Source organism: Brevibacillus choshinensis (assembly GCF_001420695.1).
GTDB lineage: Bacteria > Bacillota > Bacilli > Brevibacillales > Brevibacillaceae > Brevibacillus > Brevibacillus choshinensis.
The window spans coordinates 415,125-438,571 of sequence record NZ_LJJB01000007.1; the positions used below are offsets into that span (position 1 = coordinate 415,125).

A 23,447-nucleotide genomic window follows, 5' to 3' on the forward strand; every position below is an offset into this window, starting at 1 on the left:
TTCCCTACTGGGAATGATCGGCTTTTTCTTTTTGAGGAAAAACGGTCCCCCCAAATCAGGTAGATCCTCCCCCTGTTTCAGTGGTATATCGCTGGTCCTTTTAACGGGATATAATTAATGAGAAAATTCTGTTAATTAAGAAAAAAGGGGAGGGTAAGCAAAAAATGAGCAGGCCAAAATGGATGTTTTTCGTAAGGGAGTTGGATGCGTATCCTACGGGGAGAAAGCGAATATTTCTCTTGTTTGTGGTGATATTGGCCAATTTTGTGGCGAACTACGAGTCACAGATGGCTCCTGTGCTTTCATTGATTTTGAAAGATATCGGAATCTCCAATCCTGAGTATGGCTTGATCGTCTCATTGTCTGTCGTAGCGGCTGCTTTTGGAGCGCTCTTAGGAGGTCCCTTGTCAGATCGATACGGACGCACGCTGATCCTGGTTCCTGGTTTGTTGTTGACGGTTCTTTGTGTATTTGGAATGATATTCGTCAATTCCTTTGGTTCCCTATTGTTTATGCGGGTTGTACTCAATTTTATTGAAGGAGGATTCATCGGGGCAACTGCAGGCTTAGTCCGCGATTTTTCGCCGCGAATGGGGAGAGCGTTGTCATTTGGATTTTGGAGTTACGGGACATCCGGCTCCAATTTCTTTGCTGCTCTTGTGGCGGGATACACACTGCCGTATTTTGGAACATGGCAATCTCAGTTCTACATTGCTGGCTTTTTAAGTCTGATTGTCGCCATATTTGTCATGTTTACCATACACGATCTGTCTCCAAGACTGCGGGAAAAAGTGATTCTGAATAGCGCCACAGCAGATGAGGTGAACAAGCCGAACGTACAGCCACAGCCTGAATTTGAACGGAAGGCAACCAAGACAACGAGCCAAGCGATAAGTGGAAAGGTGGAAGATGCCACAGGCTCGCACGCGATGACTCCTATGCAGACACTCCGACTCGCCATGAAGCAAAAGCACATTTGGGCTTTGGCTATCGGCTGTACATTCTTCTTGATGCTGTATCTGACCCTTGCCTCCTACGGGCCGTTGATTCTTGTCCAGGCTTTTGGTTACATGCCAGCCAGAGCAGCCTTCGTCTCCCAATTTTTCTGGTTGTTCAGTCTCGTTACCCTAATTGTAAGCGGTTACATTTCGGATAAACTCCAACTCCGAAAAGTAATTTCGCTGATAGGTGTTCTCGGAATGATTGCGGTAATGAGCATCTGGATCCTCACCATGCACAATCCCGTTTCAGAAACGACGATGATTTTGCTGATCTCCTTGATGGGAGGATGTCTCGGGTTTGCCTATAGCCCTTGGATGGCACTCTATTCAGAAAACCTCGAAGACCTGCATGGAGGAATACAGGCATCGGGCTGGGCAGTATGGAGCTTCGTACTCCGTATATATGCCATCATCTCCGCGATACCGCTCAATCTGATCGCCGTACGATACGGGTGGGATACGTGGTTGTGGATTACGCTGATAGGCGCGATCATCTATATACCTCTGCTCTGCTTGGGCAAGGGTCCTTGGTTCAAACGCCCGTTATCAGGGCGGATACCGACTGCGGTGGACTCGTAAGAAAAAGGAAAAGAACAGCCGGCTCCGTGACGAGAGGCGCCGGTTGTTCTTTTGGATAAGAAGCACAGACATGTCAGGTGATTAATGAATAATTCTTCGCCGTAGTGCGTCAGCGACTCCTTGGGTCCGATTTTGGGCACCTAATTTTTTTAAGGCCGACTTGACGTAATCTTGGACGGTAAATTCGCTGATGCCGATGCGGTCAGCCATCTCCTTGATGCTCTCACCCCAAGACATCCGTTGCAATACTTCTACTTCGCGCTTGGTCAATTTGACTGATTTGGCCATGAGTGAATCAGTGGCCAATGCCTTTCCTACCTGTTCACCGTAGAAGCTGATCGCGTGCACCAGACTGCTGTTGATCCCGTCACAGCCGTCCGGATGTCCGGAAATGCCAGCGTAACCAATCACGTTGGCACCGTGGAAAATAGGGACGACGAGTGCGTAGGTGGCGCCGTGTACATACTTCGCTGGAATTTGCCTGATGAGAACGGAATCGAGCAGGACGGCTCGCTTTTCACGGATGGCAGAATAAATGGGGGGCATATTGCGGATGTCTTCGCGCTGATCCCGAATGGAATGCAGTCCCTCGGCATTTGCCCGGAGCAAGCCTTCACCCATTTGGCTGAGCATGGAATAGTTGTACAGGACAGCACCCATAAAAGGAAACAGGTCAATGAATCCGCGAACGGTAAGCACTAATTTTTCTTCGTGATGAGGAGCCATTTCGATGCGTTGGATATACTCTCGCAAAGCTGGACTGACCATGGAGTGACAGCCTCCCTCCATATTAGGGGTCGTGCACTACCTGTTTTTTGGGGATATATCCGTTTTTTGTCACGACATATAATAAAAATGTAGCGCTTTCATTTTAACAAAATGCTTATCCATGCGTAAAGAATCTATATTCGGAATAATTCGACAATAAAAGGAGGGATAGTCATGACAGCCACCACACACCAGGCACTGGACTACCAGTTGTTCATCAATGGTACATGGACACCAGCTGCCAGCAAAGAGACGTTTGATGTGATCAATCCGGCTACAGGAGAAGTTGCGGCACGTGTCGCCAAGGCAGGATTGGAAGACGTCGAAGCTGCGGTTGCGACGGCGAGGCAGGTGTATGATTCGGGGGTCTGGTCTCGAAAAACACCAAAGGAGCGCGCAGATATTTTGAATCGCTTTGCTCGCAAGATCATGGAGCATGGGCAGGAGCTGGCGTACCTGGAAGTCATCAGCTCAGGGGCGACGATACGACGAGCCATGAGCACAGACATTTTAGGAATTGCCTTCGTTCTTCAGCAAACAGCCGCTTTTGCGCTGGAGTTTCCTTATGTGGAGGGTCTGGCGATGACGGGGGCGAGCAACAATCAGGTCTGGCGAGAGCCACTTGGAGTAGTTGCTGCCATCACTCCTTGGAATTTTCCGATGATATTGGCGATGTGGAAGCTCGCACCGGCCTTGGCGATGGGCAATTCGATCGTGGTCAAGCCCGCGTCCTATACGCCACTGTCGACCTTGAAGCTAGCCGAGCTGGCAATAGAGTCAGGAATTCCGGCAGGGGTGTTTAATGTCATAGCGGGACCAGGTGCGAGTATTGGGGAAGCACTGGTGAAGGATCCGAGGGTGGATAAAGTAGCGTTTACGGGATCCACGGAGGTAGGTCGACGGATCATGGAGTTGGCTTCGGGGACTGTCAAGCGCGTCACCCTGGAGCTGGGCGGGAAATCACCGGCTATTGTGTTGCCTGATGCGGATCTCGACCTCACTGTTCCGGGACTCCTGTATGGATTTTGCCTACACTCGGGACAAGTATGCGAGTCCGGTACGCGCATTCTCGTTCACGATTCCTTGTACGATGAGGTACTGGAACGACTGGCGCAGCTGGCTTCCAAGGTCAAGCTCGGTAACCCGCTGGATGCGACGACTGGTATGGGGCCATTGGTGTCACGCCATCAGTTGGATACCGTGCTCGGATATATCCAAACGGGTGTTGACGAAGGCGCGCGCCTGGTCTGCGGTGGCAAGCGTGCTACAAAAGGAGAGCTTGCACGCGGGTACTATGTGGAGCCAACCGTTTTCGCAGATGTGCGCAACGATATGAGAATCGCTCGGGAAGAGATATTTGGGCCAGTTGCTTCCGTCATTCGTTATTCGACGGTAGAGGAAGCCATTGAAATAGCCAACGATACCATTTTTGGTCTGGCTGCCGGCGTGTGGAGCAGGGATGCCAATAAGGCCTTGAAAATCGGTCGGGAACTGCGAGCAGGTACGGTCTGGATCAATGACTGGCACGCGATGCGACCGGATGCTCCTTTTGGCGGATACAAGCAGAGCGGATTTGGCCGTGAGCTGGGTCGTCACGTGTTGGAGGAATATACTCAGGTGAAGCATGTCCATGCAGCTTTGGCACCAGAGCTGAAGCAGCGTCCGTGGGCAGGGATGTTATTTTAAGAGGAGGGCAGGTGAGCGTATGACGACAGCATTCACTCGTTATGGGGTTAGGACAGAAATAATCAGCGGGGCAGGGACACGAACGTTGCTGCCAGAGCTATTGCGGGGGCTGGGAGCAAAGCGGGCCGTGCTTTTTACCGATCAGGGTCTCAATCGTGCAGGCATCACGGACAAAATCAAGGAGTTGTTCGAGCTGATGCCTGGTCCTGTGCAATTAGTAGGCGTATTTGATGAGATCGAGCAAGATGCCAAGGCGGAAAACGTAAATAAGGCAGCCCGATTTGTAAAGGAATGTCAGGCAGATGCGCTGATATCCGTCGGGGGAGGAAGCGTTCTAGATGCGTGCAAGGCGACGAAGTGGTTGCTGCATAAAAGGCATCATGACATTCGCGACCTGATGCAGGGGACGACGAGGGAAATGTGGCCCAAAGCACAGCCGATCCCCATTCCGCATATCGCGATACCGACCACGGCAGGGACGGGTGCAGAAGTGTCTCCTATCGCAGTCGTGTACAACGATCAGCTAAAAATCAAAACCAATCTGTCCAGTCCATTTATCAATGCGGATATCGCCGTTCTCGATCCTGAGCTGACGGTCGGACTTCCACCGAAAATCACAGCCTTTACTGGATACGATGCGCTCACCCACGCGGTCGAGGCCTATTTCTCACCACGAGCCAATCCCATGACAGACGCCTTTGCCCTGCAAGCGACGAGAATGATCGTGGAAAATTTGCCGATGGCTGTGTCTTCCGGAGCTGATCTGCAAGCGAGAGCGAACATGCTGATGGCGAGCTCCATGGCGATCACCTCCTTCAGTCTCGCGATTACGGCAATCCCGGTACACAATATGGCACATGCGTTTGGAGCGAAGTTCGGGATTCCGCATGGATTGGCGAATGCCGTTCTGCTTCCGAATGTGATGGCTGCCTTGCCGCAATTATACTTGCCAAAAATCAACGGGTTCGCGGAAGCGCTGGGGCTATCCGCTCGCGATGTCGAGCCACAGGAGTGTCTACAGCAGGTCATCGCGTTTATCCGCGAACTGCGGGCGACCGTCGGCTTGCCTGACACTTTTGCAGAATTCGGATTGGATCCGGAAAGCCTGACGCAGATTGTTCCGGCGGTGCTCCGTGATCCGACTGCGCTCGCATTCAAGATACCGCCAGATACGATTATGAAAATTACCCAAGAGGTAGCAGGTTTGCCATTATCCGTAGAGGAGGAGGCTGCACGATGACACTCGACCCGAAGGCAAAAGCGTTTCTTGATATGGGGGCTGCCGCAGGAGAGCCCGCCATGAGCACACTGACACCAGAAGAAAACCGCGAGCGCACTGCGGGCTTGAAGGCCCTGTCTGGAGAGCCGAAGACACTGGCCAAAGTGGAGAGCCGAATGATTCCGGTGGATGGAGGAGAGATCGAGCTGCGCCTTTACACCCCGGAAGGTGCCGGAACCTTCCCGCTGTTTGTCTATTTTCACGGCGGTGGTTGGGTCATCGGGGATGTAGAGACGGTAGATACGCTCTGCCGAAATATTGCCCACGAGTCGGAGAGTGTCGTGGCTTCCGTGAATTACCGCTTGGCTCCCGAGCATAAATTTCCTATACCGGTGGAGGATTGCTACGCAGCTGTGCAATGGGTAGCCGAGCACGCCCAGGAATTGAATGGGGATGCGTCCCGTCTCGCAGTAGGGGGAGATAGCGCGGGAGGAAACCTGGCAGCGGTCATCTCGCAGCTGGCAAAAGAGCGTGGCTGCCCAGAGATCTCGCTCCAGGTACTTATTTATCCAGTCACACAAGTAGGCTGTGACACAGAGTCTTATCGGGAAAATGGCGAAGGCTACTTCCTCACGGCGGACAGTATGCAATGGTTTTTCCAGCAGTACCTGAATACGGAGGAAGAGAAAACGGACGTACGAGTGTCCCCGTTGCTAGCAGAAGATCTGAGTGGACTGCCGCCTGCGCTGGTCATCACGGCAGAATACGATCCGCTCCGAGATGAAGGAGAAATGTACGCCGAAAGACTGAAGAAGGCAGGAGTGTCTGTCGAGCTCACTCGCTATGATGGCATGATTCACGGTTTCTTCTGGATGGCAGGCATCATGGACCAAGGTGCGCAAGCCGTTTCACAAGTATCTAGTCGTCTGCGTTCGGTTTTTGAGCGGCTGTAAAGTAAATGGATGAACGATGTGATCGCAAAGGGGGGAGTCGCCGATGAAGTTTGTCGCCTTTCATTTGATGCCTTATCGAGATTTGCCTGCCGATTTCGAGAATACGTACCCGAGCGTCTGGGTCACACCACCCAAAGAGCTGTATGATCCTAAAAAAGGTCATCGCATGTACCACGATTATCTGGATGAGCTCGAGTTTGCGGTAGATCTCGGCTACGATGCGATCGGAGTGAATGAGCACCATAGCAATGCCTATGGACTGATGCCTTCGCCCAATCTGATGGGCTCGATCCTATCTCGCAAGGTACGGAACAGTGACAAAACAAGCCTGATCGTCCTGGGAAACAGCCTGGCTTCCTACAATCCCCCCATTCGCGTGGCGGAGGAGATGGCGATGCTCGATGTCCTCTCAGGAGGCAAGTTTATTGCGGGCTTTCCGGTAGGGACGTCGATGGACCAAAACTACGCTTACGGTATCAATCCTGCTGAGCTACGGGAGCGTTATTACGAGGCACATGATCTCATCATGAAGACGTGGAAGAGCGATGATATCCTGACGTACAACGGCAAGTACAATCAATTCCGATACATCAATCCGTGGCCTCGTCCGGCTCAGCGACCACATCCGCCAGTCTGGATTCCAGGTGGCGGGAGCATAGAGACGTACGATTTTTCGATCAACCACAACTACTCGTTCTCCTATTTGAGCTATTTTGGTCACAAGTACGCTAAAAAAGTGATGGGTCCGTTCTGGGAGCGAAACGACGAGCTGGGGGCGGATCGCAACCCATACAAAGCTGGGTATTGCCAGATCATTTGCGTCTCGGAAACCGATGAGCGGGCGCAGATCGACTACGAGGAGCACGTGCGCTATTTCTTCAACAAATGCTTGCATGTGGACAGACGCGTAGCCGAAGCCCCGGGGTACCGTACCGTGAAAAGCTTGCGCGCAGGCCTCACTTCCCAATTTGACGGGACACAAAAAAGTGCGAGTCAGATGCTGAAGGATGGAATGGGCTGGCAAGATCTGATCGATCACGGGTTCATCGTGGCGGGGTCACCTGCTACCGTTCGGGACATTATGCGGGAGAGTTTGCAAGATATGCGGGTCGGCAATGTCGTCTGTCTGTTTCATATCGGCTCTATGCCACACTGGCTCGTCCAGAAGAACATGCAGCTGTTCGCAGAGGAAGTAAAACCGCATTTGAGCTCTATTTTCAGCGAATGGGATCACTCCCATTACTGGCCAAAAGGATATGCAGAGGAGCAGGTGGAGGAAGCTACCGTCCAGAGGTAGCACACGGAAGAGGAGGGGGAGCGGGTGGCTCAACCAATAGAGCAGTTGATTCAGGCAAATGAGAATGTCACCTTTGCCGTGCAAGTAGCAGGCCAAGGGGAGCCTGTCGTCTACCTGCACGGTGCGGGAGGTCTCGTGTGGGATCCGTTTCTTGATGAATTGTCCAATCATTATCAGGTAATCGCACCGCACATGCCAGGAACTGCACAATCTTCCGGGCTGGAGAACATCCGTGACCTGTGGGATTTGATCCTGTGCTACTACGATCTGTTTGATGGTTTGGGACTGGAATCTGCTACCGTGATTGGACATTCGCTCGGGGGAATGATCGCACTGGAGCTGGCTGCGACGGACCAGAGCCGAATCAAACAGATTGTCGCGATTGCACCAGCGGGATTGTTTAAAGAGGAGGAGCCTGTGCCGGATATGTTCGCCATGCTTCCGCACGAACTGGCGAACATGATGGTAGCGGACCCGTCTTCGCCCGTAGCCGAAATGCTTCGGTATATGCCGAGTCAGCCAGAGGAACGCATCGAAGCGACGATTCACCGGATGCAGAACATGCAGGCAGCCGCCAAGTTTCTATGGCCGATCCCTGATAAAGGATTAAAGCATCGTATTCACCGCATCAAAGCACCGACGCTGTTGATTTGGGGGCAGCAAGATCGCTTCATGCCTGTTTCGTACGCAGATGATTTTCGCAATCGCATCGCCCATTCCGAGCTGGCAATAATCGATCAGGCGGCTCATCTGGTGAATTTGGAGCAGACCGAGCAAGTCTTGAGTGCGATCCAACATTTCCTACATGTTTCAGAAAAGGTAGAAGCGAGAGGGTAAGGAATTGCCTTGTATCAAAAGGACGATAGGAGGGTTACGATGAGACAAGATTTTATTTCTACCAGTCAGAGAGGGTTAAATACGGAGTCATTGCCGTATCAGCTGTACCAGAAAGCAAAACGGTTTGGCATGTGGAATCCCCAAGATATCGATTTCTCACAAGATCGTGAAGACTATGCCAATATGACTGAGGAACAGAAGAATGAGACCTTGGGGCGGATCGCTGGCTTCTTGGGAGGAGAAGAGGCGGTTACCTTAGATCTTTTGCCATTGATCATGGTCATTGCAAAGGAAGGTCGTCTCGAGGAAGAGATGTTTTTGACCACATTCTTGTTTGAAGAGGCAAAGCATACCGAGTTTTTCCGTCTGGTCGTGGATACAATCGGTGAAAAAAGAGACTTGAACCAATTTCACGGGGATGTCTACAAAAAGATCTTCCATGACATTCTGCCCACTGCTCTGAATCGCCTGTTGACGGACCAGTCACCAGAAGCGGTAGCGGAAGCCTCCACTGTCTACAACATGTTCGTAGAGGGGGTTCTGGCCGAGACAGGTTATTATGCCTTCTATGAAGGATTGAGCAAAGCGGGTGTGATGCCGGGACTGATGAAAGGAATCGGCTACCTCAAGACGGATGAGTCGCGTCATATCAGCTACGGCACGTTCCTCTTGCAGCGGCTCATTTGTGAACACCCTCACGTATACGATGTGATCGTCAATAAGATGACAGAGTTAGCCCCGTTAGCGAGTCAGCTCTATCAAGGCATCGATCCGACAAGGAAGTCAAGTGCATACGGTGTCCGTGTCGATGATCTGCAGCAATTTTCCAAAAAGCAATTGGCGGTGCGCATGGAAGTGCTGGCACGGGCAAAAGGGCAAACGATAGAAGAGCTGTATAAGCAAACGAAGACAGCGGTGGATGTATAGGGAGAGCCGCATTTTTGGAGCCTGAACCAGGGCTCCTTTTCCCGTTTGAACGTGACACATTCCAATCCAACTCTGACCCATAGCGAGATGTTGAAGGAGGGAGCATGTACGATGCATTTCCGAGACTGGCTGGAGGTTATCCCATTTCCTGTGGTGTTGACACGGGGAGATCTTACGATGGAGAGCGGGAACGAACGGTTTCACAAGCTCGCCGTCACGAAAGAACTGGAGACGGAGCATAGTACGCTGCAAGGGATGAATCTGATGGCGTTCTTTGATTCGTGGGAGGAGTGGGATGCGAATCTGGTGCTCGCCCGACATCGCAGTCAGCCGTTTTTGCTTGCGCGCCAGCAGCCTCAGGAAGAGCATGCGAGTACCATGTGGATCATCATGGACGGCAGCTATCCGAGTGCGCTCAAACAACAGGCACTGGAGCTGGAGCGTGAATTGGACGCGGTCATGGAGAGCTCAGAGGATGTGATCTACATCACCAATCCGGATGGAATGACGCTGCGGACGAACAGGGCCATCAAGCGCTTTTCAGGATTTCCCAAGGAAGCGTTCATTGGGAAAAATGTACGTGATCTTATGGCGATCGGACTGTTGAAGGAAATGCTCACATTTCGAGTGGTTGAGCAAGGAAAGCCGGTCCGTACAGCCCCACGGGTGAGTGATTCCAACCAAAACACACTGAAAACAGCGATTCCGATTTTTGATGAAAAGGGCAAGATTGAAAAAGTAATCACCTACGTTCGAGATCTCTCCAAACAAAACAGGCTCCATCAAGAGCTGATTCGTGCATTGGAGGAGAACAACGAGTACAAAAAAGTGCTAGAGAAGCTGCAGACGAAAGGTCTCCCAGACCCTGGCGTTATCGTAGAAAGCAAGCAAATGGTAGAAATCTACGATATGGCGAATCGCATTTCCAATGTCGATGCCACCGTCTTGATTCTCGGGGAAACAGGGGTTGGAAAGGACGTTCTGGCGCGTCATATCTATCAAGCGAGTCAACGAAGGGATCGCGGGGAGTTCGTCAAAATCAATTGTGGCGCTATTCCTCATGACTTGCTGGAGTCTGAGCTGTTTGGTTATGAGCCCGGATCGTTTACAGGTGCCAGCCGTACGGGGAAACGAGGCATTTTTGAACAAGCGGATAAAGGGGTGCTGTTTCTGGATGAGGTGGGAGAGCTCCCCATGGCGCTGCAGGTCAAGCTACTGCGGGTCTTGCAGGAAAAGCAGATCCAGCGAATAGGGGCCACGAAGTCAAAAGAAGTAGACGTTCGCCTGATCGCCGCCACAAACAGAGACTTGAAACAGATGGTCAAACAAGGAACGTTTCGTGAGGACTTATATTACCGATTAAACGTCATTCCGATTGTGATTCCTGCTTTGCGGGAGCGAAAACCTGACATTTTGCCACTGGTCCGTTTTTTTCTCCACAAGCTCAATAGTAAATACGAGCTGTCCAAGCAATTTGGCCCCTGCATGCAGGAGTTTTTCTATCGCCACCATTGGTCCGGGAATGTCAGAGAGCTGTCCAACTTGGTAGAGCGGCTGATCTTGACGGTTCCTTCCAAAGTCATCACGATCAAGGAGCTGCCGGACGAATATCGGGAGCAGGATCGGACGACCCTGACTTTCTCGCGGCTCATTCCGCTAAAGGAAGCCGCAGAAATCGCGGAAAAAGAGGTGCTTGCGATGGCTGTGCAGCATTTCCATAGCACCTACAAGCTGGCAGAAGAGCTGGGAACCTCGCAGGCAACGATCGTCCGCAAGCTGAAGAAGTACAATTTGACGACGACCCATTTTATAGATCATCTGGAGATAGAGCAGACTCATGCTGCTCACGCGATACAAAAATGAATTATTGACTCACATTTGAATTGCATTTTGACGATGAATTAAGTCAAAAATGAATGATTCGATGGAAGCAGGGGTGATGCCCCTGTTTTTTTCCGCTTGTTAGGCGGTTGGCACGACGTTTGCAATAGTTAGAATATTGAAAAAGTCATTTTGCTGGCGATCCGTACATGGACTTCGTTCAGCGATAGATCCGATGGAGGGGGGTGAATCGGTACGAGTGTCATTCCAATCAAACTAACCACGACTTTTGCGAAAGGAAATGTAAACGCCTTCATTTTACCGCAGTCCCCTGTCACCTTGGTGGATTCCGGGACGCATTTACCCACCTCCATACAAGAGCTGAGGGAAGGGATGAACGAGGCAGGCTTCTCCTTTCGAGATCTGGAGCAAATCGTTGTAACACACATGCACACAGATCACTACGGCGGCGTCCAGACGATCCTGCAGGAAAATCATATCCCTGTCTATGTGCACGCGCAGGCCAAAAAGACGCTTGCGAGCGGTGAGAAAGAGTTTTTGCAGACAGAAGAATTTATGCATTCATTTATCAAAGACTGTGGGGCAGCGCATATTCTCACACGGAATCGAAAGTACCGTGAGGAAGCCTGGGGAGAAGTTCGTTATCTGGAGGATGGAGACACGCTGGCCGCTGGGGGGAGAGACTGGAAGATTATTTATACCCCGGGACACAGTCAATCTGATATCTGCTTGTGGGATCAAACTTCTGGTGATGTGATCGTGGGTGATTTTCTGTTGCAAGAAATATCAGCTAATGCCTTTATTGTCCCGCCTGATTCTGCAAAACTAGAGCGGCCCAAGCCGTTGCTGCAGATGAGGGAGTCGTTTCAGCGGGTGTACGACTTACCATTTGGCACGATTTATCCAGGGCATGGTGCTCCGTTCACTGACCATCGCCAGCTCATTGACCAACGGCGACGGGAACAGGCAGAACGATGCGACAAAATCACAACATTGCTGGCGGATCGGCCACGCAACGTCATGCAAATTTGCAAGGAGATGTTTCCTTGGCTACAGGATAACGCCTTGTTCCTCGGCTTGTCAGAGGTGCAGGGTCATCTGGATTTGTTGCAGGAGCAGTCGCGTGTCTTACGAGAGCAGTGCGACGGCGTGATGTGGTATTACGCAGTACAAACGAACGAGGAGGTCGGTAGAAGATGAGTCGTTTGCAAGGGAGAGTCGCCATCGTTACGGGAGCAGGACGAGGGATTGGGGCAGCGACGGCCAAGCGTCTGGCACAGGATGGAGCCAAGGTAGGCGTGCTGGACCTGAAGGAAGAAGCGTGTCTGGAGGTCGTGGAACAAATTCAAGCAGCAGGTGGAGAGGCGATCGCGATCGGCTGCAACGTGGCGAATGCCGAAGAGGTAGACCAAGCGGTAGAAGCAGTCGTCGGTCGCTTTGGTCGTCTCGACATTCTGGTCAATAACGCAGGTGTACTGCGCGACAACCTGTTGTTTAAGATGTCGGAGGACGACTGGGACACAGTGATGAACGTCCATCTGAAAGGCAGCTTTCTGGCGAGTAAGGCAGCGCAAAAGCACATGGTGAAGCAAGGCTATGGAAAAATCGTCAATACGAGCAGTACGTCCGCATTGGGGAATCGCGGGCAGGCCAATTACTCTGCGGCCAAAGCAGGACTGCAGGGCTTTACCAAGACTCTCGCCATTGAGCTCGGACCGTTCAACATCAATGTGAATGCAGTCGCTCCCGGTTTCATAGCGACAGACATGACCAAGGCGACAGCGGAGAGAATCGGAATCGATTTTGAGGAGAACAAGAAGCTTGCCTCTGAGCGTATTCCGTTGCGACGAGTCGGTCAGCCCGAGGATGTGGCCAACGTAGTCGCATTCCTCGCCAGCGACGAAGCGGGCTACGTATCGGGGCAGATCATCTACGTGAACGGTGGAAATCGCTAAGCTTCCAAACAAACTTTCCATATAGGGGGATTAAAAAATGGATTTTACATTGACCGATGAGCAAAAAATGGTGCAAAAGACTGTCCGTGACTTCGTTCAACGCGAGCTGGTACCACTGGAGCAGCAGGTGCTTCGCAATGAGCGTGAAGGTCGGGATGGAATCACCAAGGAAGAGGTTCGGCAAATTCGTCAAAAGGCAAAAGAAGCAGGCTTCTGGGGGATTAATACACCAGAAGAATTCGGTGGAGCCGACCTGGGGCCTGTCATGACCGCGCTGATCACGATGGAGCTAGGGCGTACCTTTGTCCCATTCAGCTTTGGCGGCTCGGCTGACAACATTTTGTACTATTGCAACGAAGAGCAAAAGAAACGCTATTTGATTCCCACAATCGAGGGAGAGCGTCGTTCCTGCTTTGCCCTGACCGAGCCTGGAGCAGGCTCCGATGCGGCGAACATCAAGATGTCTGCTGTAAAAGATGGCAACGAGTGGGTATTGAACGGAGAGAAAGTATTCATCACCAACGGGAACGAAGCTGACTTCGCCATGGTGTTCGCTGTCACGGACAAGGAAAAAGGAGCACGCGGCGGAGTGACCTGCTTCCTCGTCGACCGTGACATGGGCTGGAGATCAGAGCCGATCCATACGATGGGCGAGTGGGGCCCGGCATCCTTGGTCTTTGATAACGTCCGGGTGCCAGAAGAAAACATCTTGGGCGAGATTGGCAAAGGCTTTGAGCTGGGGATGAAGTGGATCGGCCAAGGCCGTTGGGTGATTCCGGCCCGTGCGGTGGGAGCGGCTGAGAGATTGCTGCAAATGGGGATTGATTACGCAAATACACGCCATACATTCGGGAAACCGATCGCAGAGCGACAAGCGATTCAATGGATGATTGCCGACTCAGCTGTAGAGATCGAAGCGACTCGCTGGATCGTCTTGCGTGCAGCGTGGATGGCGGAGAATGGTTTGGATGCCCGCCATCAGTCTTCCATTGCCAAGCTGTACGGATCCAACATGGCAGACCGGGTCGTTGACCGTGTCCTGCAAATTCATGGTGGGATGGGTTACACCAAAGAGCTTCCGATCGAGCGCTGGTACCGTGAAATTCGCTTGTGGCGCATTTTTGAAGGCACGGACGAAATTCAGCGATATATCATTTCCCGCAATTTGCTAAAAGGCAATGTAAAAGTAGGCGAATTGCTGTCATAAGGTCGCAACAAATAACCAATTAAAAAGGAGGGATGTGGCATGCTGATTGATCCCGCAGTAGTAGGGAGCACGAGCGAGGCGACGACCATTGAGGTAGAAAAAGGGGCAATCCGCGCATTCGCGCATGCCATCGGTGACGACAATCCGTTGTGTACCGATGAAGCGTTTGCCCGTCAACAAGGTTATGCCAGCCTCGTGGCCCCACCTACTTTTCCTACAACGTTTCGCGTCCCCATTCCAAACGTGCGCTTTGAATTAAGTCGCGTGCTGCATGGGGGACAAGAGTACAGCTACGAGCGGCCGATTGTGGCTGGCGACGTACTGCGCTGCGTCAGTCGCGTGGCGGACGTATACGAGAGAGAAGGGAAGCAAGGCGGCAAGATGACGTTTCTCGTGACAGAAGTGAGAGGCGAGGATTTGGACGGCAGGCTGGTGTACACGAGCAAGAGCACGACCATTCTACGTTGAGAGGAGGGGATCGCGATGCAAACCGTACAGATTGATTGGGCGCATGTCGAGGTCGGGCATGAGCTGGAACCACTGGTCAAGCCAGCGATTAGCAAAGTCCAGCTGCTCAAGTACGCAGGTGCTTCAGGCGATTTCAACCTGATTCACACCGATGTGGAGACGGCACGCGAGGTAGGTTTGCCAGGCACGATTGCACACGGCATGTTGAGCATGGGCTTTTTGGGACAGTACGCTGGACAGTTAGCGGGGACTTCGGCATTTGTCAGTGAACTGAAGGTGCGCTTTGCGGGAATGGTCTTTCCAGGTGATGTGCTAACCTGCCGGGCAAAGGTGGTGAAAAAAGAAGCCGGTAAGATCGAATTGCAGCTCGGTGTAGAGCGTGAGTCGGGCAAAGCTCTCACCAGTGGAGAAGCTACCTTGACCCTGCTTTAGAAAAAGAGGTGCGACCAGATCGCATCCCCAAAAACGCGCAGCGAGGATAGGAGTGGACGTGATGCCGACGACTGTGTTGTTTCTGATGTCCACGATGTTCATCGCCAATATTGGGTTTGGGATTATTCTTCCGACACTTCCGTTTTTGTCGCGTCAAGTAGGAGCCAGCACGTTTGAACTGGGTCTCGCTCTATCCGCGTTTGCTATTGCCCAATTGCTGTTCAGTTCCTTTTGGGGAGGGATGTCTGATCGGGTGGGAAAACGCCCGATCCTCATCCTCGGAATTGTCGGCTATGGGGTGACTTCGGCACTCGTAGGGCTGTCGCCCAATGTTGTGGTACTGCTCCTGCTGCGGTTTTTATCAGGTGCACTCTGCTCTGCCGTCATGCCCGCGTCCCTGAGCCTGGCGGCAAATGCAACCACACCGGAAATGCGACCTCGAGTCATGGCGTATATGGGATCTGTAAACGGGATCGGCTTCATCGTCGGTCCACCACTAGGAGCTGTCTTGAGTGTGTTTGGTTTACAGGTGCCATTCGTTTCAGTCGGAATTTTGTCGATCGTAAATGGCATTGTGGCATTATGGCTACTCCCGAAAGAGTCTCCCAGACCCGTCGGGGATGAACAGACCAAGCTTTCTTTCAGGGGATTCTTGCAAATCAAGCATAACCTGAGAGCATTTTTCGACCGAAGCCTTACACCTTTTTTGGGAGGAACCTTTGCTTTCACGTTGGCGGATGCGACTGTCACGTCCACACTGGCCTTTTTCCTGACAGATACTCTTCATTCTACGCAGGCGATGGCAGGCTGGGCGTTTATGGTCAACGGTGGTGTAGGAGCCTTGATCCAGGTGGCAATGTTTTCTGCCATGTATCAAAGATGGGGAGAAAAAGCGACGATTGTTACAGGCTTTTCGTTTGGCGCACTTGGGTATTTGACGCTAGGCTTGTCCACCAGCGTGGTTTGGGTGTTTGTGGCGATCACGTTGCTTGCGTTTTGTCGAGGCTTTGCTTTCCCGGCAATGACCTCTGCGATCTCTCTTCGGACAACAGTTCATTCGCAAGGAAGCAGCTTTGGATCTCAGATGACCTTCAATAGTTTGGGAAGAACGATTGGTCCGTTGATAGCTGGCTGGTTGTTTGCCTATCAGGAACGATTTCCATATTTCTTTGCCTGCGGCCTGCTTGTAGCGACTGTGCTTTTCATCCGGGTAGGGTTGAAAGGAAAGCTGTCTGCCCGGGCAGAGCAGGCGTAAGCAAAGGTAATTTGAAGGAGGAGAGACCATGTCAAGAGGTGGAGCTTTTCTTTCCCGTCAACTGGATACATATCCGACGGGCGGTTTTCGGGTTTGGCTGTTGTTTATTGCCATCTTGGCGAATTTTATTGCCTCATATGAATCGCAGATCGCTCCTGTGCTTCCGCTCTTGCTGAATGATCTCCACATGGATTTGCATCAATACGGTATTTTATCTGCGGTTTGTATTCTCGCTGCTGCCTTGTCCTCTCTGGTATTTGGCCCTTTAGCCGACCGTCATGGCCGTGTCGTATTTCTCGTCCCCAGTCTGTTTTTAACGGCTGTCTGTGTATATGGCATGGCTTTCGTGGATACGATTTCCCAGCTGTTTGCACTGCGTGTGGTCTTATCCTTTGTCGATGGAGTTGCGTTTGGATTAACAGCTGGATTGGTACGCGACTTTTCCCCACGGATGGGCCGAGCGCTGGCCTATGGCTTCTGGACGTTCGGACCTGTCGGCTCTAACTTTTTTGCCGCTGCGATCGCGGGTTGGACCCTACCTGTATACGGACACTGGCAATCCCAGTTTTATATCGCAGGGACTGTTGCACTCGTCTCCTCGATTGTCATCTTGTTCACGATTCGCGACCTTTCCCCTCGCTTGCGAGCGCAGATCATCCATTCCAAGAAAACAATGGAGCAAGTCAATGAGCAGCCAGCAAAGGCAGAGAAAAAAGTAGAAGAAGGCTCCTTGATGAAGCAAGTGCTGAGAGTGCCTCATTTGTGGCTTTCGAGCATCGGTATCTCCCTGTTCTTGCTCACGTATTTCACGATGGCTAGCTTCGGTCCCAAGATTTTGGTGGATTCTTTTGGATTCGAAGCGCATCAGGCAGCCAGCATTTCCAAGTACTTTTGGTTTCTGAATCTGTTGACCTTACTGGTGGCGGGCTGGATTTCTGATCGACTGCAGCTGAGGAAAATTGTGTCGCTCTTCGGGGCAGTTGCCTTTGCCTTGTACATGATCTACTTTGTCAGTTTGTTCGGAACCGATGTCAGCGCGGGTGCCATGATCGTCTACGTCTCGATCTTGGGTGGGCTCATGGGCATTACGTATGGTCCGTGGAATGCCCTGTTCTCGGAAAATGTGGAGGATGTGAAAGCATCGCTGCAGTCTTCAGCATGGGGCTTGCACGGGGCGATCATCCGTGTCGTACCTGTGGTGATGAATCTCGTCTTGCCTTCCGTGGTCGCTTCGGGTGGATGGAGCACATGGATCGCAATCGCAGTGGCTGTTGGAGTGATCGTCTATATCCCGCTTCTGTTTATGAGTAAAGGTCCATGGCTGTCGAAAAAGCCAGCGGAAGTCGTAGCGCAATAGAAGAATAGAGGACAACAAGCATCCTTTGGAGAGGGGAGAAACCCTATGAACATTCTGGTCTTGCTAAAACAAACGTTTGATACGGAAGAAAAAATCGTGATTCAAAATGGCCTTATTCAAGAGGACGGCGTGGAGTTTATCATCAATCCCTATGATGAGTACGCCGTCGAGGAAGCGATACGCCTCAAGGAACAACATGGCGGTGAGGTGACGTTGGTCACTGTCGGTCCAGATCGTGCGGAGGATTCCTTGCGTACGGCGCTAGCGATGGGAGCAGACCGTGCGATTTTGATCCAGCAACCGGAAGTAGCTGACGAGCACGTGATTGCTAGTTTGATCACGGCCAGCATCAAAGACCGACCGTACAACGTGATCCTAGGAGGCAATATGGCGGTCGACTCGGGAGCAAGTCAAGTGGCGATCCGGGTGGCCGAACAGCTGGGAATCCCGCATGTCTCGACCATTACCAAATTGAACATCGAAGGGGGTACCGCGACGGTAGAGCGAGATGTGGAAGGTGACCTGGAGACGGTACAGGTGAATCTCCCGTTCTTGGCGACGGCGCAGCAGGGATTGAATGAGCCGCGATACCCTTCGTTGCCAGGCATCATGAAAGCTAAGAAAAAGCCAGTGGAGCGTGTAGAAGCTTCCGACCTGCAATTGGACGCAACGGGATTGACGGCAAAGACGACCGTGATCCAGCAGTTCCTCCCGGCAAAGAAACAGGCAGGACGTGTCCTGAGCGGAGAGATATCCATGCAGGTGAGTGAGCTGGTCCAAATGCTGCGTACAGAAGCCAAGGTGTTATAGAGATAGGAGGAGTGGAAGATGAGTAAACGTATCCTGGTCGTTCTGGAAGAAAAAGACGGAAAATTAAGAAATGTTTCTTTGGAAGCGCTTACGCTCGCTGGACAGCTGAGTGACGGCGGGGAAGTGCAGGCTGTCCTGTTCTCCTCACAAGCCGCATCCTTTCAAAACGAGATCGGACAGCACGGGGCTGACACCCTGTACGTCATTGAGGGAGAGGCTTGGAAAACATACACTCCTGACGCGTATTCTCAAGCGCTGGTGCAGCTAATTGAGCAGGCAAAACCTGATGTGATTCTGGCAGGACACACGGCGATGGGCAAAGATGTCGCGCCTCGTGTAGCGGCACGGCTGCAGATCGGACTCGTGTCTGACTGCACAGATGCAGATGTGCAGGAGGAACGGATTATCTTCACTCGTCCGATCTATGCGGGTAAAGCTTTTCAGCAAAAAGCGTTCCTGGAAGGGATCGTGTTTGCCACTCTGCGTGCCAACAACTTTGAGGTCAAACAAAGCGGTCGGCAGGCGCAGATCATTCCGTTCGAGCCTGTAGCAGTAGACTTGCGAACGATCATCAAGGAAGTGGTACGGAAAACGGCAGGCACCGTCGATTTGAGCGAGGCCAAGATCATCATTTCCGGTGGTCGAGGTGTCAAGAGCGCGGAAGGCTTTAAGCCGTTGCAGGAGCTGGCAGCTGTGCTCGGGGGAGCGGTCGGAGCGTCTCGAGGCGCGTGCGATGCGGAGTATTGTGATTACAGTCTGCAGATCGGGCAGACAGGAAAGGTCGTCACACCCGATCTGTACATCGCCTGCGGGATATCAGGGGCAATCCAGCACTTGGCGGGAATGTCGAATGCCAAGGTCATCGTCGCGATCAATAAAGACCCTGAAGCACCTATCTTTCAGGTGGCCGATTACGGCATCGTTGGCGATCTCTTTGAAGTAGTGCCACTGTTGACGGAAGAGTGTAAAAAAGCACTGCAGATGACGTAAAGGAGAACAAAATCATGAGCCATCTGCAGATCGGACCGATTGAAGTGTTCATGGGTGAAAAACAGAGCCGTACGCCGTATTCGACCTCCATCCTGATTAAGGGTAAGGAAGCCGATGCACTGATCGATTGCGGGGCAGGACGTACCGTTTTTGATCATTTGAAAAAGGAGCACCGCATTCACGACATTTACATGACGCACTACCATCTCGATCACATCTGGGGGCTCTACCTGTTTCCCGAGGCAAAAGGGTGGATTAATCATTACGACATCCTCAAATTTTCCGATCTGGACGAAATAGCTCGAGCAAACGGCTATTACGCGATCTTCGGCGAGCAGCAGGCCAGACAGATGATGCGCGAAGAAAGGATGCCAAGAGCAGGCGAGATAAGAGAAGGTCACGAGAAAATTTCATGGGCGAGTATTCTCGCTGGGGATAAGTCCGTTTATCCTTATGATCAGCCATTTGAACTGGCGGGAGTAAATGTGATCATGCTGCATGCCCCCGGTCATTGCGCAGGTTTTTGCTGCCCGTATTTTCCGGAGTATGGAGTCTTGCACGTTGGTGATTTTGATCTGACTTCTTTTGGACCGTGGTACAACAACGCCGACAGCGATATTGACGCGATGATTGCATCTGCGCAGATGACCCTGCAGGTCGATGCCGATACCTTCGTTACGTCGCATCAAAAGGGTGTCGTGGAGCGATCCGATTACAGGCGACTATTAGAGACCTACATGGCGATCATTGACAAGAGAGAAGAAAAAGTCTTGCAGGCAGTGAGAAAAGGCGTGTCTTTTGAGCAACTGATTCATCAGGAAGTGTTTTATTTGCAAAAAAACGTACGTGAAACGCCACGGCTTTTGACCTTTGAAACGATGGGCGTCGTGAAGCATCTGAAGAGACTCCTCAAGCACGGTGAGCCCATACAAGATTATTACCAAGGATTTTTGTCGGCGCACGGCATGCATGGTGAGTATGTGGACTATGGCTTGCAGCCGCCACCATGCGAAAACAAGAACCATACGAGGGAGGGAGTCAAATGAAAAGACCTTGGCATCGTTGGTACTTGGAAGGTGTTTCTGCGGAAGTCGAAATCCCTTCCATCTCGCTTTACCAGCTCATGGAGCGCTCCGCACAGGATTATCCAGGGCGACCGGCAGTCATCGATGGCGACCGGGAATGGACCTACGCCCAGCTGCAGACCGATGTGGAGCGTCTGGCTGCGGCCCTTTATAGCAGAGGTGCGCGCAAAGGAGATCGCATGGCCATCATGCTCCCGAACAGCGCCGAATACATTTTGTCCTACTACGCCATCCATCGTCTCGGAGGAGTGGTCGTCCAGGTAAACCCCATGTACCAGCCATCTGAGCTGGAGTACTTGCTACAGGATTCCGAGGCAGAGTGGTTTATCGGGTATCGCGAGCAAGCGAAAAAGCTAGAACAGATCGGGATGGAAGGAAAGCTGTACACAATCTGGGCGGATCCAGAATCGCTCGAAGAGGACAGCTTGTATCGTTTGATCAGCGAACGTCACAACAGCATGCCGCCACTCGAAGTCAATCCACGGGAGGATATTGCTGTTCTGCAATATACAGGGGGGACAACTGGACGCTCCAAGGGCGTCATGCTCACTCATTACAATCTGGTCGGTACGGTGTATCAAGGGTTTACTTTTGGCGGGGGAGTCAGGCGGGTGGAGGAACGGATTCTGGGAATGCCGCCCTTGTTTCACGTCTATGGCATGAGTCGGATGAACGGGACGATCTTCAATGCACAGGCCTATATCTGTCTGCCGCGCTTTGACGTAGAAACTGTGCTAAAGCTGATTCGCAAGCATCGTCCGACAGGCTTTCCCGCTGTTCCGACAGTCTATATTGCACTCCTGAATCATCCAGAGCTGCAGCCGGGTGATCTCGATTGCATCAAGACGTGCGGGAGCGGATCGGCACCACTTCCGGTGGAGGTCATGCAAGAGTTTGAACGGAAAACAGGCGTGCCGATTATTGAAGGGTACGGCTTGTCAGAGACGTCACCTGGCACACATGTCAACCCATCTACTCGCAGAAAAGCGGGCAGTATCGGGATTCCGTTGCCAAATACGGACAGCAAAATCGTAGATATGGAGACGGGAATGCGGGAGCTGCCTCCTGGAGAGCCGGGTGAGCTGATTATCAAAGGACCACAGGTGATGAAGGGCTATTGGAAAAAGCCAGAGGAAACAGCGGCCGTTTTGAAAGACGGATGGTTTTACACGGGGGATCTCGCCACGATGGACGAGGACGGTTATTTTTACATCGTCGGTAGGAAAAAGGATCTAATCATCGCGGGCGGTTTCAATGTCTACCCCATCGAAGTGGAGGAGGTCATTTACCAGCATCCGGCCGTTGCGGAAGCAGTCGTCTATGGCGTGCCCGACTCTTACCGTGGGGAAACCGTTAAGGCAGCGATCGTCACCCGACAAAATGAACAGGTGACAGCTGACGAAATCATCGCCTGGTGCACGGAGCGACTGGCCCGATTCAAGGTGCCGAGAATGATCGAATTCCGAACTGAGCTGCCGAAGACGACGGTAGGAAAAATACTGCGCCGTACGTTGCTGGAGGAAGAGCAACAGCGCAGGCTTGCCCAAGGAGGAGAAGTCGGATGAACGAAGCTGTACTAGTTTCGGCAGTGCGTACGCCCATCGCTAAAGTAAAAGGCGCCTTAAAGGACATGCAGCCGGCAGAGTACGGAGCACTGGTCATCCGGGAAGCGCTGCAACGAGCGAACCTGCAAGGGGAAGAAGTAGATGACGTCATTTTTGGCAACTGCCTCAATGGTGGTGGAAATATAGCTCGCCTATCTGCGCTCATGGCAGGCATGCCAGTCTCTGTGGCGGGATTGACCATTGATCGCCAGTGCGGGTCTGGTATCAACAGTGTGGCGCTTGCAGCGGAAGCGATTCGGGCGGGAAGTGCCGGGATCATGGTGGCGGGCGGAACAGAGAGCATGACCCGCATCCCGTTTCTGATGGAATCATCAAGTCAGGCGTATGATCGCACACCACCGAAATTCGTCCGCCGCGAATTGTCTCCGCCAAGCATCGGGAATCCACCGATGGGCATTACAGCTGAAAATCTCGTTGAGCGTTATGGGATCAGTCGCGAGGAGCAGGACGAATTTTCCTTCCAAAGCCAGCAAAAGATGAGGACAGCGATGGAGGCGGGCCTCTTTGCCGAGCAGATTCTGCCCGTGAGCATTCCGAGCAAAAAAGGAGAAAGCTTTCTGTTTGACACAGATGAGCATCCGAGACCAGATTCGACTCTAGCAGCGCTGGCAAGGCTGCAGCCTGCATTCAAACAAGGCGGAACGGTGACTGCGGGCAATTCCTCAGGGGTAAATGACGGAGCATCCGCACTGGTTCTCATGGACAGTCGTGAAGCGGAGAAGAGAGGATTGGAGCCTTTGGCACGCGTCACAGGCTGGGCAGTAGCAGGCGTGGATCCGAACATCATGGGCATCGGACCCGTCCCTGCCACGCAAAAGCTACTGGCGAAAATGAGCCTGACCATGGACGATATCGATCTGGTCGAGATCAACGAAGCATTCGCTGCCCAAGTAATCGCGTGCGATCGTGAGCTTCACTTTGATCCCGATCGGGTAAACGTCACAGGAGGGGCAATTGCTCATGGCCACCCGATTGCGGCGACCGGCTCCATGCTCATCACCAAGCTCGCTTATGAATTGAAGCGCAGGGGAGGCAAGCGTGGACTTGTCACGGCATGCATTGGTGGCGGGCAAGGGATCGCACTGATGATTGAACGATAAAATACTACAGGCACTCGGAACTTCTCCGGGTGCTTTTTTATGTGTACGTGAACA

21 protein-coding genes are annotated in these 23,447 nt (G+C 52.2%); 20 read left to right on the plus strand and 1 reads right to left on the minus strand.

Going from position 1 to position 23,447, the window contains the following annotated elements; translation table 11 throughout:
• The first annotated feature begins 164 nt into the window (after positions 1 to 164).
• Positions 165 to 1,580 carry an MFS transporter gene (locus AN963_RS02010; protein WP_055742891.1) on the plus strand — a complete coding sequence of 472 codons (1,416 nt, stop codon included), beginning with the start codon at positions 165 to 167 and terminating at the stop codon, positions 1,578 to 1,580.
• An 81-nt stretch (positions 1,581 to 1,661) separates the two neighbouring features.
• Here the strand turns inward: AN963_RS02010 and AN963_RS02015 are convergent, their stop codons facing one another.
• Positions 1,662 to 2,348, minus strand: a complete 687-nt coding sequence (locus AN963_RS02015) for a helix-turn-helix transcriptional regulator (RefSeq protein ID WP_055742892.1) — start codon at positions 2,346 to 2,348, stop codon at positions 1,662 to 1,664.
• A gap of 174 nt (positions 2,349 to 2,522) precedes the next feature.
• On the opposite strand from AN963_RS02015, the gene AN963_RS02020 reads away from it, so the two are divergent.
• From AN963_RS02020 to AN963_RS02110, 19 genes are all read left to right on the plus strand, one after another.
• Positions 2,523 to 4,034: an aldehyde dehydrogenase family protein gene (locus AN963_RS02020; protein ID WP_055742893.1), complete on the plus strand. Its 1,512-nt coding sequence runs from the start codon at positions 2,523 to 2,525 to the stop codon at positions 4,032 to 4,034.
• Between the two features lie 19 nt (positions 4,035 to 4,053).
• Positions 4,054 to 5,274: an iron-containing alcohol dehydrogenase gene (locus AN963_RS02025; protein WP_055742894.1), complete on the plus strand. Its 1,221-nt coding sequence runs from the start codon at positions 4,054 to 4,056 to the stop codon at positions 5,272 to 5,274.
• The gene (locus AN963_RS02030; RefSeq protein WP_055742895.1) at positions 5,271 to 6,206 is read left to right on the plus strand and encodes an alpha/beta hydrolase; all 936 of its coding nucleotides are present in this window, start codon (positions 5,271 to 5,273) and stop codon (positions 6,204 to 6,206) included. Before AN963_RS02025 ends, AN963_RS02030 begins: the two co-directional genes overlap by 4 nt.
• Positions 6,207 to 6,249: 43 nt before the next feature.
• Positions 6,250 to 7,503: an LLM class flavin-dependent oxidoreductase gene (locus tag AN963_RS02035; RefSeq protein WP_055742896.1), complete on the plus strand. Its 1,254-nt coding sequence runs from the start codon at positions 6,250 to 6,252 to the stop codon at positions 7,501 to 7,503.
• A gap of 24 nt (positions 7,504 to 7,527) precedes the next feature.
• Entirely contained in the window at positions 7,528 to 8,340 is an 813-nt protein-coding gene (locus AN963_RS02040; protein WP_055742897.1) for an alpha/beta fold hydrolase, read from the plus strand.
• A gap of 39 nt (positions 8,341 to 8,379) precedes the next feature.
• Complete coding sequence (locus tag AN963_RS02045; RefSeq protein WP_055742898.1) at positions 8,380 to 9,267, plus strand: R2-like ligand-binding oxidase; 888 nt, start codon at positions 8,380 to 8,382, stop codon at positions 9,265 to 9,267.
• Positions 9,268 to 9,378: 111 nt separating this feature from the next.
• Positions 9,379 to 11,130: a sigma-54 interaction domain-containing protein gene (locus tag AN963_RS02050; RefSeq protein WP_055742899.1), complete on the plus strand. Its 1,752-nt coding sequence runs from the start codon at positions 9,379 to 9,381 to the stop codon at positions 11,128 to 11,130.
• A 228-nt stretch (positions 11,131 to 11,358) separates the two neighbouring features.
• Positions 11,359 to 12,309 carry an MBL fold metallo-hydrolase gene (locus AN963_RS02055; RefSeq protein WP_269084387.1) on the plus strand — a complete coding sequence of 317 codons (951 nt, stop codon included), beginning with the start codon at positions 11,359 to 11,361 and terminating at the stop codon, positions 12,307 to 12,309.
• Complete coding sequence (locus AN963_RS02060) at positions 12,306 to 13,064, plus strand: beta-ketoacyl-ACP reductase (RefSeq protein ID WP_055742901.1); 759 nt, start codon at positions 12,306 to 12,308, stop codon at positions 13,062 to 13,064. Before AN963_RS02055 ends, AN963_RS02060 begins: the two co-directional genes overlap by 4 nt.
• Positions 13,065 to 13,101: 37 nt before the next feature.
• Entirely contained in the window at positions 13,102 to 14,271 is a 1,170-nt protein-coding gene (locus AN963_RS02065; protein ID WP_055742902.1) for an acyl-CoA dehydrogenase family protein, read from the plus strand.
• 39 nt (positions 14,272 to 14,310) lie between these two features.
• Complete coding sequence (locus AN963_RS02070) at positions 14,311 to 14,739, plus strand: MaoC family dehydratase N-terminal domain-containing protein (RefSeq protein ID WP_055742903.1); 429 nt, start codon at positions 14,311 to 14,313, stop codon at positions 14,737 to 14,739.
• 15 nt (positions 14,740 to 14,754) lie between these two features.
• On the plus strand, positions 14,755 to 15,171 hold the full coding sequence (locus tag AN963_RS02075) for a MaoC/PaaZ C-terminal domain-containing protein (RefSeq protein WP_055742904.1): 417 nt from the start codon (positions 14,755 to 14,757) through the stop codon (positions 15,169 to 15,171).
• A gap of 61 nt (positions 15,172 to 15,232) precedes the next feature.
• Positions 15,233 to 16,426 carry an MFS transporter gene (locus tag AN963_RS02080; protein ID WP_055742905.1) on the plus strand — a complete coding sequence of 398 codons (1,194 nt, stop codon included), beginning with the start codon at positions 15,233 to 15,235 and terminating at the stop codon, positions 16,424 to 16,426.
• A 28-nt stretch (positions 16,427 to 16,454) separates the two neighbouring features.
• A complete protein-coding gene (locus AN963_RS02085; protein ID WP_055742906.1) occupies positions 16,455 to 17,783 on the plus strand; it encodes an MFS transporter in 1,329 nt (442 codons plus the stop codon).
• A 45-nt stretch (positions 17,784 to 17,828) separates the two neighbouring features.
• Positions 17,829 to 18,593: an electron transfer flavoprotein subunit beta/FixA family protein gene (locus AN963_RS02090; RefSeq protein ID WP_055742907.1), complete on the plus strand. Its 765-nt coding sequence runs from the start codon at positions 17,829 to 17,831 to the stop codon at positions 18,591 to 18,593.
• Positions 18,594 to 18,611: 18 nt separating this feature from the next.
• On the plus strand, positions 18,612 to 19,583 hold the full coding sequence (locus tag AN963_RS02095; protein WP_055742908.1) for an electron transfer flavoprotein subunit alpha/FixB family protein: 972 nt from the start codon (positions 18,612 to 18,614) through the stop codon (positions 19,581 to 19,583).
• Between the two features lie 14 nt (positions 19,584 to 19,597).
• Positions 19,598 to 20,629, plus strand: a complete 1,032-nt coding sequence (locus AN963_RS02100) for an MBL fold metallo-hydrolase (RefSeq protein WP_055742909.1) — start codon at positions 19,598 to 19,600, stop codon at positions 20,627 to 20,629.
• Positions 20,626 to 22,233, plus strand: a complete 1,608-nt coding sequence (locus AN963_RS02105) for a long-chain-fatty-acid--CoA ligase (protein ID WP_055742910.1) — start codon at positions 20,626 to 20,628, stop codon at positions 22,231 to 22,233. The genes AN963_RS02100 and AN963_RS02105 overlap by 4 nt, the downstream gene beginning before the upstream one ends.
• Positions 22,230 to 23,393 carry a thiolase family protein gene (locus tag AN963_RS02110; RefSeq protein WP_055742911.1) on the plus strand — a complete coding sequence of 388 codons (1,164 nt, stop codon included), beginning with the start codon at positions 22,230 to 22,232 and terminating at the stop codon, positions 23,391 to 23,393. The genes AN963_RS02105 and AN963_RS02110 overlap by 4 nt, the downstream gene beginning before the upstream one ends.
• Positions 23,394 to 23,447: the final 54 nt, after the last annotated feature.